Here is a 16279-nt window from a genome sequence, read left to right as displayed (position 1 = left end):
GCCTGGCTACGCCGGAATACCGATCAGCACATGGGAAGGGTGGAACTGCGCCCGTACGGTTCGGCCTGTTTGGATGTCCTGCGCGCTCAGCCACTCGGCCTCGGCCAGCGCGCACAGCGTTTGCCCATTGCCCAGTGCCAGGCGCACCTCGGCGCTGCCGTCGTCCTCCACCTGCACCTGCTCGACCCTGGCCTGCAAACAGTTGCTGCCTGGCTCGGCGGTTTCGTCTTCGGCGAGCAGGCGCACCCAGCCGGCCTTGAGCAGGGCCACCGTCATGCGCCCCAGGGCCAGCGCCAGGCGCTCGGTGCTGTCGGGGGTGATCAGCGCGTCGATCTCCACCCCGCCGCCCAGTGCCAGGCTGACCCGGTCATGGCGTCCTTCGCGGCGCAATCCGCTGACCCGGCCTTGCAGCTGGTTGCGCGCACTGGTGCGCAGCATCAGGCGGCCCAGCAGGTCGAGGTCGTCGCCACCGTCGGCCGCTTGCAGAAATTGCGCTTGCAACGCTTGCAGGCGTTGGTACAGACCCAGCACCCGCGTGCCTTCGTCCGACAGGCGCGCGCCACCGCCGCCACGCCCGCCGGTACTGCGCTCGACCAGCGGCTGGCTGGCCAGGTTGTTGAGCTCGTCGATCGCGTCCCAGGCCGCCTTGTAGCTGACGCCGGCCGCCTTCGCGGCGCGGGTGATGGAACCTTGTTCGGCGATGTGCTGCAGCAGGGCGATGCGTTGCGGACGGCGGGCGATGTGCTGGGTCAACGAAGGCGGCAGAGACATGGCATGGCCTGGCGGGACGAAGGCAGGAGCGGCGACGGTGCCTCCGCCGTTCGGGCAAGTCAAGTTCGGCGGCGGCAAGGAGGGGTACGGCGTGGTGGAATACAACAGGGCCGGCCGATCGCGCCACCTAGGCCTTCAAGCTTGGGCCGGCTGCGGCGTGCGCGCCAGGCAATAGACATCGATGCGCCTGGCCCCTGCTCGGCGGAGCAGGGTCGCCAAGGCCTGAGCGGTGGCGCCGGTAGTGAGTACGTCGTCGACCAATGCCAAGTGCAGGCCGGTCGGCGCCGCCCGCGGCGTCAAGGCGAAGGCGCCCCGTAGGTTGCGCCGGCGCGCCTGGGCGTCCAGGCCTTGTTGCGTGGCCGTTTCCCGCGCGCGCAGCAACCAGCCTTGCTCGCAGGGCACGTGCAGTTGCCGCGACAACCAGCGCGCCAGCATCGCCGCCTGATTGAAGCCGCGCTGGCGTAGACGGCGCTTGGCCAAAGGAATCGGTAGCAGCAGGTCAGGACGTGGTAGGCCGTCGCCATAGCGGTGGCCAAGCGCCTGGACCAGCGAATCCACCATCATGCGGCCCAATGGCCACTGGCGTTGGTGCTTGAAGCGGCTGACCAGGGTGTCGATGGGAAAGGCGTACTGCCAGGGTGCGACTACGTTGTCGAAGGCCATCGGCGCCAAGGTACAGCGCAGGCAGGTCAGCCCCGGCCCTGGCAGGGGCAGGGCGCAATGGCTGCACGCCTGGGTCAGCCAAGGCAGGTCGGTTTCGCAGGCGTGGCACAACGGGCGTGGCTGCACGGCCTGCGAGTCGCACAACAAACAAGTTTGGTTGTTATTTAAACAATTGTTGACCAGGCGTTTGAGCATGAGTTGACAGTTCATAGGCCATCCATGACTATGCGCGCTATCCGTGAGGCGCCGCCATTCCGCCGTGGGGCAGCGCCAGCAACACCTTAAATAAGGAAACGCCGATGAGCGCGAGCACAACTGTAACCACCCGTCACGACTGGTCGCTGGCCGAGGTCAAGGCTCTGTTCCAGCAGCCGTTCAACGACCTGTTGTTCCAGGCGCAGACCGTGCATCGCGCGCATTTCGATCCCAACCAGGTGCAGGTCTCCACGCTGCTGTCGATCAAGACCGGCGCCTGCCCGGAAGACTGCAAGTACTGCCCCCAGTCCGGCCACTACAACACCGGGCTGGAAAAACAGAAGCTGATGGAAGTGCAGAAAGTGCTCGAAGAAGCGGCGCGGGCCAAAGCCATCGGCTCGACGCGCTTCTGCATGGGCGCCGCCTGGAAGCACCCTTCGGCCAAGGACATGCCCTACGTGTTGCAGATGGTCAAAGGCGTCAAGGCCCTGGGCCTGGAAACCTGCATGACCCTCGGCAAGCTCGACCAGGAGCAGACCGCGGCCCTGGCCCAGGCGGGCCTGGACTACTACAACCACAACCTCGACACTTCGCCTGAGTTCTACACCAGCATCATCACCACCCGCACCTACGGCGAGCGTCTGCAAACCCTGGCCTACGTGCGCGACGCGGGCATGAAGATCTGCTCCGGCGGCATTCTCGGCATGGGCGAGTCGCTGGACGACCGCGCGGGCCTGTTGATCCAGCTCGCCAACCTGCCCGAGCACCCCGAATCGGTGCCGATCAACATGCTGGTGAAAGTGGCCGGCACGCCCCTGGCCGACGAGCAGGACGTCGACCCGTTCGACTTCATCCGCATGCTCGCCGTGGCTCGCCTGCTGATGCCCAAGTCCCATGTGCGCCTGTCGGCCGGTCGCGAGCAGATGAACGAGCAGATGCAGGCCCTGGCCTTCATGGCCGGCGCCAACTCGATCTTCTACGGCGAAAAACTGCTCACCACCGCCAATCCCCAGGCCGACAAGGACATGCAGCTGTTCGCCCGCTTGGGGATCAAGCCCGAAGCCCGCGAAGAGCACGGTGACGAGGTGCACCAGGCGGCCATCGAGCAAGCGCTGGTCGAACAGCGCAGCAGCGAACTGTTCTACGACGCAGCGTCGGCCTGAGCATGGCGTTCGACCTCACGGCGCGCCTGGCTCAGCGGCGCGCCGCGGACCTCTATCGCCAGCGTCCTTTGCTGCAAAGCCCGCAGGGACCGCAGGTGGTGGTCGACGGCCAGCCGCTGTTGGCCTTCTGCAACAACGACTACCTGGGCCTGGCCAACCACCCCGAGGTGATCGCGGCCTGGCGTGCCGGCGCCGAGCGCTGGGGCGTCGGCGGCGGTGCCTCGCACCTGGTGATCGGCCACAGCGCGCCGCACCACGCCCTTGAAGAAGCGCTGGCCGACCTCACCGGGCGGCCGCAGGCCTTGCTGTTCTCCACCGGCTACATGGCCAACCTGGCCGCCATCACGGCATTGGTCGGGCAGGGCGACAGCGTGCTGCAAGACCGCCTCAACCATGCCTCGCTGCTCGACGGTGGGCTGCTCAGCGGCGCGCGCTTCAGCCGTTACCTGCACAACGACCCCGCCAGCCTGGGCAAGCGCCTGGACAAGGCCGTGGGCGACGCGTTGGTGGTCACCGACGGGGTGTTCAGCATGGACGGCGATGTCGCCGACCTGCCGGCCTTGGCGGCGGTAGCAAAGGCGCGCGGGGCATGGCTGATGGTCGACGACGCCCATGGGCTCGGCACCCTGGGCCGGCAAGGCGGCGGCGTGGTGGAGCACTTTGGCCTGGGTGTGGACCAGGTGCCGGTGCTGGTCGGCACCCTGGGCAAGGCCTGCGGTACGGCCGGGGCGTTCGTCGCCGGAAGCGAAGAACTGATCGAAGCGCTGGTGCAGTTCGCCCGGCCCTACATCTACACCACCAGTCAGCCACCGGCGCTGGCCTGCGCCACGCTCAAGAGCCTTGAACTGCTACGTCGCGAGACTTGGCGCCGCGAGCACTTGGCGGCGTTGATCGCCCAGTTCCGCCAGGGCGCCCAGGCCATCGGCCTGCAATTGATGGACAGCCACACGCCGATCCAGCCGATCCTGATCGGCGATAGCGCGCGGGCCCTCGAGCTGTCAAGGCGCCTGCGCGCGCGCGGCGTGCTGGTCACGGCCATTCGCCCGCCTACGGTGCCGGCCGGAGGCGCGCGGCTGCGCGTCACCCTCAGCGCGGCCCACAGCGCGGCGCAGGTGCAGCTATTGTTGGAAGTATTGGCCGAGTGCCATCCAACGCGGGAGGCTGACCATGCGTGACCGACTGATGCTTCTACCGGGCTGGGGGTTGGGCACCGCCTCCCTGGAACCCTTGGCGGCGAGCTTGCGCGGGCAGGACCCACGCCTGCACGTAGAATTGGTGCCACTGCCGGAGCTGGCCGAAAGCGAGCCCGACGCCTGGATCGAGTACCTCGACAAACGCCTGCCCAAAGACGTCTGGCTCGGCGGTTGGTCGCTCGGCGGCATGCTCGCCAGCGTATTGGCGGCGCGGCGCGACGAGCACTGCTGCGGGTTGCTGACCCTGGCCAGCAACCCCAGCTTCGTCGCCCGCGGCGACTGGCGCCACGGCATGGCCCCCGACACTTTCAGCACCTTCCTCGACGGTTGCCAGCACCACCCCCACGTGACCCTCAAACGCTTTCGCACGCTGTGCAGCGATGGCGCTCTGCAGCCGCGCACGCTCCTGCGTCAGTTGGGCGTCGGTGTGCCGGACACCGACCCGCTGTACCTGGCCAACGGCTTGAAAGTGCTGGCGCAGCTCGACACACGCTTGGCGCTGCAGCAGTACAGCGGGCCGCAACTGCATCTGTTCGCCGGCAGCGACGCGCTGGTGCCGGCCGAGGCGGCCCAGGCGCTCAGCGAGCTGCTGCCGGATGTCGAAGTGGGCCTGGTGGAAGACAGTTCCCATGCCTTCCTGCTGGAGTATCCAGAGGCGTTGGCCGAAGGCATCAAGAGTTTCCTGCATGAGAGTGGCGATGACTGATCTATCCCTGCCGCACCTGCCCGGCCAGTTGCCGGACAAACGCCAGGTCGCGGCCTCGTTTTCCAAGGCGGCGAGCACGTACGACAGCGTGGCGGCGCTGCAACGGGCGGTCGGGCTCGACCTGCTCGCGCGCTTGCCGAGCGGCGTCGCGATCGACCGCTGGCTCGACCTGGGCAGTGGCACCGGCTGTTTCAGCCGGGCCTTGGCCGAGCGTTTCCCGGCCGCCAGCGGCGTCGCCCTGGACCTGGCCGAGGGCATGTTGCGCCACGCCCAGGCGCTGGGCGGTGCGCGCCACCATGTGGCCGGCGATGCCGAACGCCTGCCGCTGCGCGACGCTTGCGTCGATCTGGTGTTCAGCAGCCTGGCGGTGCAATGGTGCAGCCAGTTTTCCAGTGTGCTGAGCGAAGCGGCACGGGTGTTGCGCCCAGGCGGCGTGCTGGCGTTCAGCAGCCTGTGCGTGGGCACGCTGGAGGAGCTGCGCGCCAGCTGGGAGGCGGTCGACGGCAGCGTGCACGTCAACCGCTTCCGGCACTTCGCCGACTACCAAAGGCTGACCGCCGCCAGTGGCTTGCAGGTGCTCGACCTGCAACGCCAGCCCCATGTGTTGCACTACCCCGAGCTGCGCAGCCTGACCCATGAGCTCAAAGCCCTCGGCGCACACAATCTCAATCCAGGGCGGCCTGCGGGCCTGACCGGGCGCGCGCGCCTGCAAAGTCTGCTACAAGCTTACGAAAGCTGGCGCGACGAGCGGGGACTGCCCGCCACCTATCAAGTAGTCTACGGCGTGCTGCGCAAACCCGACGAGTAAGGACACTGACATGCATCCCGCCTACTTCATCGCCGGTACCGATACCGACATCGGCAAGACCACCATTGCCGCCGGGCTGTTGCAAGCTGCGCGGGCCGGTGGCCTGACCACCCTGGGCGCCAAGCCGGTGGCTTCCGGCTGCGAACGCACCGCCGCCGGCTTGCGCAATGCCGATGCCCTGGCGCTGATCGAGCAGAGCACGCTGCGGCTGCCCTACGAGCAGGTCAATCCGTTCGCCTTCGAACCGGCCATCGCGCCGCACTTGGCGGCTCTGGAGGCCGGGATGACGCTGGAGGTCGAGACCCTCGCCACGGCGATGCGCCACGTGCTGGCGCAGGGCGCCGATTTCACCCTGATCGAGGGCGCCGGCGGTTGGCGGGTGCCGCTGTCGGCCCAGGCCGCGCTGTCGGACCTGGCCATGGCCCTGCAACTGCCGGTGATCCTGGTGGTGGGTGTGCGTCTGGGCTGCATCAACCATGCGCTGCTCAGCGCCGAAGCGATCGCCCGGGACGGCCTGCACCTGGCCGGTTGGGTCGCCAATGTCATCGATCCGCAGACCTCGCGCCTCGAGGAAAACCTCGCCAGCCTGGCCGACCGCTTGGGCGCGCCGTGCCTGGGGCGTGTGCCCAGGTTGCAGCAGGCCAGTGCCAAGGCGGTGGCCGGCCATCTGCACTTGCACCTGCTGGCCTGAACCTGGGCAGGATCGACCCTGTCTATGATATGGCACCGTGCCATTAGGGATTTGTACGGGCGTTTTTGCCAAGACGCTGCTTTAATGGCTCGTGTTCGTCCATCCAGCGTCATGGAGTCCTGACATGGAAATCACTGGCAATTCCGCGTTCTACGCAGGGCTGGGTGCCATCCAGGCCGGGCAGAACCGTTTCGACCAGGCGGCTAGCCAAGTGGCCAACCTCAGCGCCGAGCGCGCTGCGACCAGCCAGTCGAGCGACTACCAGGCCGAGCGCCTGCGCAGTATCGACCGTAGCCAACAAATGGACCTGCCCACCGCAACGGTAGAGCAGGCGCTCGCGGCCCAGCAGATCGAGCTGGGTGCCAAAGTGGCCAAGGCTTCCGACGAAATGCTCGGCCGTCTGATCGACACCTGGGCGTAAGCCACTTCCCAATTCCCACAAACAAGCCCGAGGCTCTGGCGTGCACGACGCGCCGGAGCCCTGCGGTTGCGTGCGTCTCGGCAATGGCATTTTCGTCATCATCGGCGGCGTGAATGGCACCAGCGTGCCACCTTGACAAGCCTTCCCTCTAAACGTAAGTTTCAAACACTTGTTTGACCGAAAGCCCGCCGGCTTTCTTCGGTACCGAACGCATAACTAGAGGTCGATCGCCATGCCTGATTACAAAGCCCCCTTGCGTGATATCCGCTTCGTGCGCGACGAGCTGCTGGGTTACGCAGCGCACTATCAAAGCCTGCCAGGCTGCGAAGACGCCACGCCCGACATGGTCGATGCGATTCTCGAGGAAGGTGCGAAGTTCTGTGAGCAGGTACTGGCGCCACTGAACCAAGTGGGCGACCGCGAAGGCTGCACTTGGAGCGAGACCGGGGTGAAGACGCCCACCGGTTTCAAAGAGGCTTACCAGCAGTTCGTCGAAGGCGGCTGGCCGAGCCTGGCCCATGACCTGGCCCACGGTGGCCAGGGCCTGCCCGAGTCTCTGGGACTGGCAGTCAGCGAAATGGTCGGCGAGGCCAATTGGTCCTGGGGCATGTACCCTGGCCTGTCTCACGGCGCGATGAACACCTTGTCGGCCCACGGCACCCCCGAGCAGCAGCACACTTACCTGAGCAAGCTGGTCACCGGCGAATGGACCGGCACCATGTGCCTGACCGAAGCTCACTGCGGCACCGACCTCGGCATGCTGCGCACCAAGGCCGAACCCCAGGCCGATGGCAGCTACAAGATCAGCGGCACCAAGATCTTCATCTCCGCCGGCGAGCACGACATGGCCGAGAACATCGTGCACATCGTGCTCGCGCGTCTTCCCGACGCGCCGGCCGGCACCAAGGGCATTTCGCTGTTCATCGTGCCCAAGCACCTGCCCAACGCCCAGGGCGGCGTCGGTGAGCGCAACGCCGTGCAGTGCGGTTCGCTCGAACACAAGATGGGCATCCACGGCAACGCCACCTGCGTGATGAACTTCGACGGCGCCACCGGCTATCTGATCGGCCCGGCCAACAAAGGCCTGAACTGCATGTTCACCTTCATGAACACCGCGCGCCTGGGCACTGCCCTGCAAGGCCTGGCCCACGCCGAAGTGGCGTTCCAGGGCGGTTTGAAATACGCCCGCGACCGCTTGCAGATGCGCGCCCTGACCGGCCCCAAAGCGCCGGAAAAAGCCGCCGACCCGATCATCGTGCACCCCGACGTGCGGCGCATGCTGCTGACCATGAAGGCCTTCGCCGAGGGCACCCGGGCGATGGTCTACTTCACCGCCAAGCAGGTCGACATTCTCAAGTACAGCCAGGACGAAGAGGCGCGCAAGAAAGCCGACGCGCTGCTGGCCTTCATGACCCCGATCGCCAAGGCCTTCATGACCGAGGTGGGCTTCGAAGCCGCCAACCATGGCGTCCAGATCTATGGCGGCCACGGCTTCATCGCCGAGTGGGGCATGGAGCAGAACGTGCGCGACAGCCGCATCTCCATGCTCTACGAGGGCACCACCGGCATCCAGGCCCTCGACCTGCTCGGGCGCAAGGTGCTGATGACCCAGGGCGAGGCGCTCAAGGGCTTCACCCGCATCGTGCACAAGTTCTGCCAGGCCCAGGAAGGCAACGAGGCGGTCAAGGAGTTCGTCGAGCCGCTGGCCGCGCTGAACAAGGAGTGGGGCGAGCTGACCATGAAGATCGGCATGGCCGCCATGAAGGACCGTGAGGAAGTCGGTGCTGCATCGGTGGACTACGTCATGTACTCGGGCTACGCTTGCCTGGCCTACTTCTGGGCCGACATCGCCCGCGTAGCGGCCGAGAAGCTTGCGGCCGGCACCAGCGAAGAGGCGTTCTACACCGCCAAATTGCAGACCGCGCGCTTCTACTACCAGCGCATCCTGCCGCGCACCCGCACCCACGTTGCCGCCATCCTGTCCGGCGCCGGCAACCTGATGGCGATGGACGAAGAAGCTTTCGGCCTGTCGATCTAAGCGCTCGACCGAGTCGAACCAGGCGCCTGCCCACGTGGCAGGCGTTTTTTTGAGCGAAGGAGCACTGTGACCATAACTGTCTTGTCAGTCTATTTTCGCCCCGATCGGTCGCTTTTTTCTTGAGTTAGACTCTATTCCATCCCCGAGCAACGGCCCCTTGCCGCTGCCGCTCCCTACCGCGAGAGGTTGTCATGGCTGACTATAAAGCGCCCGTGCGCGATATGCAGTTCGTCCTCAACGAAGTGTTCCGTGCCGCCGAGCAATGGGCCGAACTGCCGGCGCTGGCCGAGCTGGTCGATGCCGATACGGCCATGGCCGTGCTGGAAGAAGCGGGCAAGGTGGCCGCGCGCAGCATCGCGCCGTTGAGTCGCGCCGCCGACGAAGAAGGCTGCCACTGGGACAACGGCGCCGTGCGCACGCCGGCAGGTTTCACCGACGCCTACAACACCTATGCCGAAGGTGGCTGGGTGGGGGTCGGCGGCGACCCGACCTTCGGCGGCATGGGCATGCCCAAGGCCATCTCGGCCCAGGTCGAGGAAATGGTCAACGCCGCCAGCCTGTCGTTCGGCCTGTACCCGATGCTCACCGCCGGCGCCTGCCTGTCGATCCATGCCCACGCCAGCGAAGCGCTCAAGCAGGCGTACCTGCCGAATATGTACGCCGGTGTCTGGGCCGGCTCGATGTGCCTCACCGAACCCCATGCCGGCACCGACCTGGGATTGATCCGCACCCGCGCCGAACCCCAGACCGATGGCAGCTTCAAGGTCAGCGGCACGAAGATCTTCATCACCGGCGGCGAACACGACCTCACCGAGAACGTCATCCACCTGGTGCTGGCCAAGCTGCCCGACGCGCCGGCCGGCCCCAAGGGCATTTCGCTGCTGCTGGTGCCCAAGTTCATGGTCGATGCAGACGGCAACCTGGGCGCGCGCAACGCGGTGAGCTGCGGCTCGATCGAGCACAAGATGGGCATCCAGGCTTCGGCCACCTGCGTGATGAACTTCGACGGCGCCACAGGCTACCTGGTGGGTGAGGCCAACAAAGGCCTGGCGGCCATGTTCACCATGATGAACTACGAGCGCCTGGGCGTCGGCATCCAGGGCCTGGCCTCGGCCGAGCGCTCGTATCAGAACGCCGTCGACTATGCCCGCGAACGCCTGCAAAGCCGCTCGCCGAGCGGTGCGCAAGCCAAGGACAAACTGGCCGACCCGATCATCGTGCACCCCGACGTGCGGCGCATGCTGCTGACCATGAAGGCCCTGATCGAAGGCGGTCGGGCGTTCTCCACCTATGTGGCCATGCAGCTCGACAGCGCCAAATACAGCGCCGACCCCGAGCAGGTCAAACGCAGCGAAGCGCTGGTGGCCTTGCTCACGCCGGTGGCCAAGGCCTTCCTCACCGACCTGGGCCTGGAGTGTACGGTGCATGGCCAGCAGGTGTTCGGCGGCCATGGCTACATCCGCGAGTGGGGCCAGGAACAGCTGGTGCGCGACGTGCGCATCACCCAGATCTACGAAGGCACCAACGGCATTCAGGCGCTGGACTTGATGGGGCGCAAGGTGGTCGGCAGCGGTGGGGCGCTGTACCAGGTGTTCTCGGAGGAGGTGAAAGCCTTCGTCGAAACCCAGAGCGCCGAGCTGGGCGAATTCACCCAGCCGCTGGCCACTGCCTTGCAGCGCTTGGACGACTTGACCGCTTGGGTGCTGCAACGGGCCAAGGACGATCCCAATGAAATCGGTGCTGCGTCGGTGGAGTATCTGCACGCCTTTGGCTATGTGGCCTATGCCTACATGTGGGCACGCATGGCCGCCGCCGCGCAGCAAGGCACGGGCGACGAGGCGTTCTATGCCGCCAAACTGGGCACGGCACGCTTCTACTTCGCCCGCTTGCTGCCACGCATGGATTCCCTGATGGCGTCCGTCAAGGCCGGTAGCGAGTCGCTGTACTTGCTCGATGCCGAGCAATTCTGAGCAGGAGCCTCACTACGCCAGCGTAGCGTCAGATGCGAACGGCTGTTGTTTGTAAGCTTTTTCCTACAGAACGCGGTGACTTTTCGCCACTATGTTCAGATTCGTTCCAGGCGTAATCTTTACCACATGGACGTAGCGCAGGAAGCGCAAAGGACAGAACACGGACTACGAAGGATTGCTCGCCGGGATCGCGAGTCGAAATGGATGTCAGGGAAACAGTCTGAAAGCCCCGCCTAGGCGGGGTTTTCTCTGTGCGCGCGATTTGTGTTGGGGCACAGGGCGGAACCTCTGCCTCGCGCCGCGAGTCTGTGTTGAAACCCCTTCACGGAGCATTTCGCATGGACCTGATCCGCATCATCTTCGCCATCCTCCTGCCCCCACTGGGCGTGTTCCTGCAAGTTGGCTTCGGCGGCGCGTTCTGGCTGAACATCCTGTTGACCCTGCTCGGTTACATTCCAGGCATCATCCACGCGGTGTACATCATCGCCAAGCGTTGAGGTCGAGCGCCCGGCCCTGATCCAGGGCAGCGGGCGTCATTGCGCCAGGACCCGGCAGTAGAACGCCCATTCCGCTTCTAGCGCATGGGCCAGATGCCGGGCCTGGCGGAAGCCGTGCCGTTCCCCAGCATAGAAATGCCCTTCGGCTTCGATGCCATTGGCCTTGAGCGCCGCCAGCATGGCGCGGGTCTGCTCCGGCACCACCACCGCGTCCAGTTCCCCTTGGAAGAAGATCACCGGCACTTCGATGGCGGCCGCGTGCAACAGCGGCGTGCGCTGTCGGTAGCGCTCGGCATCCCGTTCGGGGTCGCCGATCAGCCAATCCAGATAATCGCCTTCGAACTTGTGCGTCGCCTTGGCCAGCGCCTGCGGATCGCTGACGCCATAGAGGCTGGCACCGGCGCGGAACACCGAGCGGAACGCCAACGCGCACAGGGTGGTATAGCCCCCCGCGCTGCCGCCACGGATGAACGCCTTGTCCTTGTCGATCCAGCCACGTTCGGCCAGGTGCGCGACGGCTGCGCAGGCATCTTCCACATCGCTCTCGCCCCATCGCAGGTGCAAGGCCTGGCGGTAGGCACGGCCATAGCCGGTGCTGCCGCGGTAGTTGAGGTCGGCCACGGCGAAACCGCGTTGGGTCCAGTACTGGATGCGCGGGTCGAGCGCCGGGTGGCAGGCCGAGGTCGGTCCGCCATGGATGAACACCAGCAGGGGCGAAGGGCCTTCACCGCTCAGCGCCGGATAGAAGAAGCCATGGGCGGTCGCCTCGCCGCTGGGGTAGCTGATCGGTTGCGGCGGGCTGATGCGCTCGGCCGCCAGGCTGCTGGCGCCACCGGCCAGTACCCGTACGGCGCCGTCGACACGGTCGATGCGCAGCACGGCGGGCAATTGGCTGGGCGAAGCGGCCACGGCGTAGACCGCCCCGGCGTCGGCAGCCAGGCAGCGGAAACGGCTGTAGCCTTCGGCCAGCCGATGCGGTGCGTGACCTGCGCGTTGGATGCCCAGGCGGCCGAAGCCCTTGTCGAACCAGGCGGCGAGAAAATCTTCTCCCCCCAGCGGCAGCCAGGTGCAGGCGCCCAACTGCCACGGCGCGCCTGCGTGGTCGGCGGGCAGTGCCTGCACCGCCTGCCACTGGCCGTCGATCTCGCACCAGGGTTGCCAGAAGCCGTTCAGATCGCTCAGCGCCCACAACCGGCCTGCGCCGTCGAAGCGCGGTTGTTGTAAGGATTGTGCGGCGCCCCTATGAGCCGAAACAGGGCTGGGCGTCAGCCCGTTGCTGTGCGCTGAGTTCGCGTCGAGCGACAAACCGTCTTTGCCAGCGGCGGGGCAGCGCGGCTGTGATCCGCCCCCTGCCACGCAGACTGCTGGCGCCCACGCGCCATCGGCACCGCGCGACCGGCTCATCAGGCGCGTACGCGTCCAGGGCTGTTCGGGGCGGTCCCATTCGATCCAGGCCAGGCGCTGGCCGTCTTCGCTCAAGGTCGGCGCCGCGTAGAAGTCGGCGCCTTCGACCAGCACTTGGCGCTGCCCATCGGCGAAGCGCACCAAGCGGTGGCGCACCGGCGAGCCGGCGCTTTCCTCCACGGCCAGCACTGCGCCCGCGTGCCAGTGCAGGTCGCCGTAACGGCACTCCGGCTCATGGCTCAGCGCCTGGGGCGCACCACCGGCGAAGGCCTGGGTGTAGACCTGCTGATCGGCTTCGTTGACGAACACCACGCCGTCGTCGCTCAGGCAGAAACTGCCGCCGCCGTACTCATAGACCCGGCTGCGCACGCTGAAGCCGTCGGGCGTCAGGCAGCGCGCCTGCTGGCGCTGCCAGTGCCACAGCCGGCAGGCGCCGTCGGCCGGCCGAAACTCGTTCCACACCAAGCCTGCCGGGCCGCACTTGAGGTCGGCGAAGTCGGTGCCGGCGGCCACCGCATCAGCGGCGCTGAACTCAGCCACGGGCGATCACCTGCGAGTTGCGTTCGTTACGGAAGGTCAGCTGTTCGATGGTCAATGCACTGTGCTCCGATTCTTCGCGGGCCTTGAGGATGATGCCGTGGTCCGGCGACTTGGCGCAGACCGGGTCGGCCTTGCTGGCGTCGCCCGTGAGCATGAAGGCCTGGCAGCGGCAGCCGCCGAAATCCTTTTCCTTTTCGTCGCAGCTGCGGCACGGCTCGGGCATCCAGTCGAAACCGCGGAAACGGTTGAAGCCGAACGAGTCGTACCAGATATGCCGCAGGTCGTGGTCGCGCACGTTGGGAAACTGCACCGGCAACTGCCGTGCGCCATGGCAGGGCAGGGCCGTGCCATCGGGGGTGACGGTCAGGAACAGGCTGCCCCAGCCGTTCATGCACGGCTTGGGCCGCTCCTCGTAGTAGTCGGGGGTGACGAAGATCAGCTTGCACGGATGGTTCTGGGCCTTGAGCCGCTCGCGGTACTCGTTGGTGATGCGCTCGGCGCGCTGCAACTGGTCGCGGGTCGGCAGCAGCCCCAGGCGGTTGAGCTCGGCCCAGCCGTAGAACTGACAGGTGGCGAGTTCGACGAAGTCGGCCTCCAGGGCCAGGCACAGCTCGATGATGCGGTCGATGCGGTCGATGTTGTGCTTGTGCGTGACGAAGTTGAGCACCATCGGGTAGCCATGGGCCTTGACCGCGCGGGCCATCTCCAGCTTCTGCGCGAACGCCTTGCGCGAACCGGCCAGCAGATTGTTCACCTGCTCGTCGCTGGCCTGGAAGCTGATCTGGATATGGTCGAGGCCGGCGTCCTTGAACGCGGCGATCTTGCTCTCGGTGAGACCGATGCCCGAGGTGATCAGGTTGGTGTAGAAGCCCAGTCGGCGCGCTTCGCGGATCAGCTCGGCCAAGTCCTGGCGCACCAGCGGTTCGCCGCCGGAGAAGCCGATCTGCGCGGCGCCCATCTCCCGCGCCTCGGCCATGACCTTGAACCACTGCGCAGTACTCAGCTCTTCACCCTGGCGGGCGAAGTCCAACGGGTTGGAGCAGTAGGGGCACTGCAACGGGCAGCGGTAGGTCAGCTCGGCGAGCAGCCACAGGGGCAGGCCGACCTCGGCCTTGCCGGCCGCGTCAGGCGAGGACGATCCAGTGTTCGGCACGGGCCACCTCCATGAACTGTTCGATGTCCTCGGCCACTTCCGGGACATCGGCGAACTGCTGCTGGAGCTGGGCGATGATGCTGGCGACGTCGCGCTGGCCGTCGATCAGCCCGCCGATCAAGGCAGCGCTCTCGTTGAGCTTGATCATGCCTTCGGGATAGAGCAGCACGTGGCCCTTCTGCGCGGGCTCGTACTGGAAACGGTATCCGGGGCGCCAGGTAGGGGTCAGGGTGCGGTCCAGGCTCATAGCGGGATTCCTTTGTGCCAGACCCGATCCTGGGTCACGGAGTGGTAAGGCGGACGGTGCAGCTCGTAGGCCATGCTCATGGCATCGAGCATGCTCCAGAGAATATCCAGCTTGAACTGCAGGATCTCCAGCATGCGCTGCTGACCGTCCCAGGTGGTGTAGTGCTGCAAGGTGATCGCCAGGCCGTGCTCGACGTCGCGCCGGGCCTGGCCCAGGCGGGTGCGGAAGTAGGCGTAGCCGGCCGGGTCGATCCAGGGGTAGTGCTGCGGCCAGCTGTCCAGGCGCGATTGGTGGATTTGCGGGGCGAACAGCTCGGTCAGCGAGCTGCTGGCCGCTTCCTGCCAACTGGCGCGGCGAGCGAAGTTGACGTAGGCGTCGACCGCGAAGCGCACACCGGGCAATACCAGCTCCTGGGAGCGCAACTGGTCGGGGTCCAGGCCTACGGCCTGGCCCAGGCGCAACCAGGCTTCGATGCCGCCGTCTTCGCCGGGGGCGCCGTCGTGGTCGAGCAGGCGCTGGATCCATTCGCGGCGGACCTCGCGGTCCGGGCAGTTGGCCAGGATCGCCGCATCCTTCATGGGAATGTTGACCTGGTAGTAGAAGCGGTTGGCCACCCAACCCTGGATCTGCTCGCGGCTGGCACGGCCTTCGTACATCGCCACGTGGTAGGGGTGGTGGATGTGGTAGTAGGCGCCCTTGGCGCGCAAGGCCTGCTCGAACTCGGCAGGGGACAGCGGCGTACGCTCGCTCATCGAACCTCCGGCAATGGCTGTCACAACGCGATGCTCATGCCGTCGAAGGCCACTTCCACACCGCGGCGCAGCACTTCGGCACGCTCGGGGGAGTCTTCGTCGAGGATCGGGTTGGTGTTGTTGATGTGGATGAGCACCTTGCGTTGGCGCTGGAAACCGTCCAGCACGTCGAGCATGCCGCCCGGGCCGTTCTGCGCCAGGTGGCCCATCTCGCGGCCGGTGCGGGTGCCGACGCCGCGGCGCTGCATCTCGTCGTCTTCCCACAGGGTGCCGTCGACCAGCAGGCAGTCGGCGCCGTGCATCATCTCCAGCAGCGCGTCGTCGACCTGGCCCAGGCCCGGTGCGTAGAACAGCTTGCCGCCGGTACGCAGGTCTTCCACCAGCAGGCCCAGGTTGTCGCCGGGGTGCGGGTCGAAGCGGTGCGGCGAATAGGGCGGCGCGGCGCTGCGCAGGGGGAAGGGCGTGAAGCGCAGGTTCGGGCAGGCGGGGATGACGAAGCTACGGTCGAGCTCGATGCGGTTCCAGTCCAGACCGCCGTTCCAGTGGCTCAACATGGTGAACAGCGGAAAACCGGTGGTCAGGTCCTGGTGGACCATGTCGGTGCACCACACCGCGTGCGGGCAGCCTTCGCGCAGGCTGAGCAGGCCGGTGGTGTGGTCGATCTGGCTGTCGAGCAGGACGATCGCGTCGATGCCGCTGTCGCGCAGGGCACGGGCCGGCTGCATGGGCGCGAAGGCCTGCAACTGGGCGCGGATGTCGGGGGAAGCGTTGCACAGGATCCAGTGCTCGCCGTCGTCGGACAGGGCGATGGACGATTGGCTGCGCGCCGTGGCCTTGAGCGTGCCGTCGCGGTAGCCCTTGCAGTTGACGCAGTTGCAGTTCCATTGCGGGAAGCCGCCGCCAGCGGCGGAGCCGAGGATCTGGATGTACATGACTACTCCTAGGCAAAAACGAAAACGCCCCGGCAGGCCGAGGCGTCGAACCGCATGACGGCTCAGCGGTTGGCGAAGTACATGGTCACTTCGAAACCGATGCGCAGGTCAGTGTAGGCAGGTTTGGTCCACATG

17 protein-coding genes are annotated in these 16279 nt (G+C 66.4%); 9 read left to right on the top strand and 8 right to left on the bottom strand.

Going from position 1 to position 16279, the window contains the following annotated elements:
* Positions 1 to 6 precede the first annotated feature (6 nt).
* The gene (locus tag ACSMEV_RS01560) at positions 7 to 771 is read right to left on the bottom strand and encodes a TOBE domain-containing protein (RefSeq protein ID WP_459206967.1); all 765 of its coding nucleotides are present in this window, start codon (positions 769 to 771) and stop codon (positions 7 to 9) included.
* A gap of 135 nt (positions 772 to 906) precedes the next feature.
* Positions 907 to 1644 carry a double zinc ribbon domain-containing protein gene (locus ACSMEV_RS01555; protein WP_459206966.1) on the bottom strand — a complete coding sequence of 246 codons (738 nt, stop codon included), beginning with the start codon at positions 1642 to 1644 and terminating at the stop codon, positions 907 to 909.
* A gap of 89 nt (positions 1645 to 1733) precedes the next feature.
* Here ACSMEV_RS01555 and bioB point away from each other — a divergent pair, with 89 nt between their 5' ends.
* The 9 genes from bioB to ACSMEV_RS01510 all read left to right on the top strand — a co-directional run bounded on the left by bioB (position 1734) and on the right by ACSMEV_RS01510 (position 11116).
* Positions 1734 to 2792: a biotin synthase BioB gene (gene bioB / locus ACSMEV_RS01550; protein WP_459206965.1), complete on the top strand. Its 1059-nt coding sequence runs from the start codon at positions 1734 to 1736 to the stop codon at positions 2790 to 2792.
* Positions 2793 to 2794: 2 nt separating this feature from the next.
* On the top strand, positions 2795 to 3967 hold the full coding sequence (gene bioF / locus ACSMEV_RS01545) for an 8-amino-7-oxononanoate synthase (RefSeq protein ID WP_459206964.1): 1173 nt from the start codon (positions 2795 to 2797) through the stop codon (positions 3965 to 3967).
* Positions 3960 to 4691: an alpha/beta fold hydrolase gene (locus ACSMEV_RS01540; protein WP_459206963.1), complete on the top strand. Its 732-nt coding sequence runs from the start codon at positions 3960 to 3962 to the stop codon at positions 4689 to 4691. Before bioF ends, ACSMEV_RS01540 begins: the two co-directional genes overlap by 8 nt.
* Positions 4684 to 5499 (top strand): malonyl-ACP O-methyltransferase BioC, encoded by an 816-nt coding sequence (gene bioC / locus ACSMEV_RS01535; protein ID WP_459206962.1) that lies wholly within the window; start codon positions 4684 to 4686, stop codon positions 5497 to 5499. The genes ACSMEV_RS01540 and bioC overlap by 8 nt, the downstream gene beginning before the upstream one ends.
* 10 nt (positions 5500 to 5509) lie before the next feature.
* Positions 5510 to 6190 carry a dethiobiotin synthase gene (gene bioD, locus ACSMEV_RS01530; protein WP_459206961.1) on the top strand — a complete coding sequence of 227 codons (681 nt, stop codon included), beginning with the start codon at positions 5510 to 5512 and terminating at the stop codon, positions 6188 to 6190.
* 124 nt (positions 6191 to 6314) lie between these two features.
* On the top strand, positions 6315 to 6611 hold the full coding sequence (locus ACSMEV_RS01525) for a pyrroloquinoline quinone biosynthesis protein PqqE (protein ID WP_459206960.1): 297 nt from the start codon (positions 6315 to 6317) through the stop codon (positions 6609 to 6611).
* 232 nt (positions 6612 to 6843) lie between these two features.
* The gene (locus ACSMEV_RS01520) at positions 6844 to 8649 is read left to right on the top strand and encodes a phenylacyl-CoA dehydrogenase (RefSeq protein ID WP_459206959.1); all 1806 of its coding nucleotides are present in this window, start codon (positions 6844 to 6846) and stop codon (positions 8647 to 8649) included.
* A gap of 191 nt (positions 8650 to 8840) precedes the next feature.
* On the top strand, positions 8841 to 10619 hold the full coding sequence (locus ACSMEV_RS01515) for an acyl-CoA dehydrogenase C-terminal domain-containing protein (protein ID WP_459206958.1): 1779 nt from the start codon (positions 8841 to 8843) through the stop codon (positions 10617 to 10619).
* 338 nt (positions 10620 to 10957) lie between these two features.
* Entirely contained in the window at positions 10958 to 11116 is a 159-nt protein-coding gene (locus ACSMEV_RS01510) for a YqaE/Pmp3 family membrane protein (protein WP_296266310.1), read from the top strand.
* A gap of 36 nt (positions 11117 to 11152) precedes the next feature.
* On the opposite strand, the gene ACSMEV_RS01505 is transcribed toward ACSMEV_RS01510, so the two are convergent.
* The 6 genes from ACSMEV_RS01505 to pqqA form a co-directional block, all read right to left on the bottom strand.
* Positions 11153 to 13060 carry a S9 family peptidase gene (locus tag ACSMEV_RS01505; protein WP_459206957.1) on the bottom strand — a complete coding sequence of 636 codons (1908 nt, stop codon included), beginning with the start codon at positions 13058 to 13060 and terminating at the stop codon, positions 11153 to 11155.
* Complete coding sequence (gene pqqE, locus ACSMEV_RS01500) at positions 13053 to 14213, bottom strand: pyrroloquinoline quinone biosynthesis protein PqqE (protein ID WP_459206956.1); 1161 nt, start codon at positions 14211 to 14213, stop codon at positions 13053 to 13055. The genes ACSMEV_RS01505 and pqqE overlap by 8 nt, the downstream gene beginning before the upstream one ends.
* Entirely contained in the window at positions 14185 to 14460 is a 276-nt protein-coding gene (gene pqqD / locus ACSMEV_RS01495; RefSeq protein WP_459206955.1) for a pyrroloquinoline quinone biosynthesis peptide chaperone PqqD, read from the bottom strand. Before pqqD ends, pqqE begins: the two co-directional genes overlap by 29 nt.
* Positions 14457 to 15212 carry a pyrroloquinoline-quinone synthase PqqC gene (gene pqqC, locus ACSMEV_RS01490; RefSeq protein ID WP_459206954.1) on the bottom strand — a complete coding sequence of 252 codons (756 nt, stop codon included), beginning with the start codon at positions 15210 to 15212 and terminating at the stop codon, positions 14457 to 14459. The genes pqqD and pqqC overlap by 4 nt, the downstream gene beginning before the upstream one ends.
* Positions 15213 to 15232: 20 nt before the next feature.
* Positions 15233 to 16144 carry a pyrroloquinoline quinone biosynthesis protein PqqB gene (gene pqqB / locus ACSMEV_RS01485; RefSeq protein WP_459206953.1) on the bottom strand — a complete coding sequence of 304 codons (912 nt, stop codon included), beginning with the start codon at positions 16142 to 16144 and terminating at the stop codon, positions 15233 to 15235.
* 62 nt (positions 16145 to 16206) lie between these two features.
* Entirely contained in the window at positions 16207 to 16278 is a 72-nt protein-coding gene (pqqA, locus tag ACSMEV_RS01480; protein WP_003243383.1) for a pyrroloquinoline quinone precursor peptide PqqA, read from the bottom strand.
* Position 16279 lies beyond the last annotated feature (1 nt).

It is taken from the genome of Pseudomonas sp. MLB6B (genome assembly GCF_054508135.1).
This window is presented reverse-complemented; position numbering and strand designations above follow the sequence as displayed.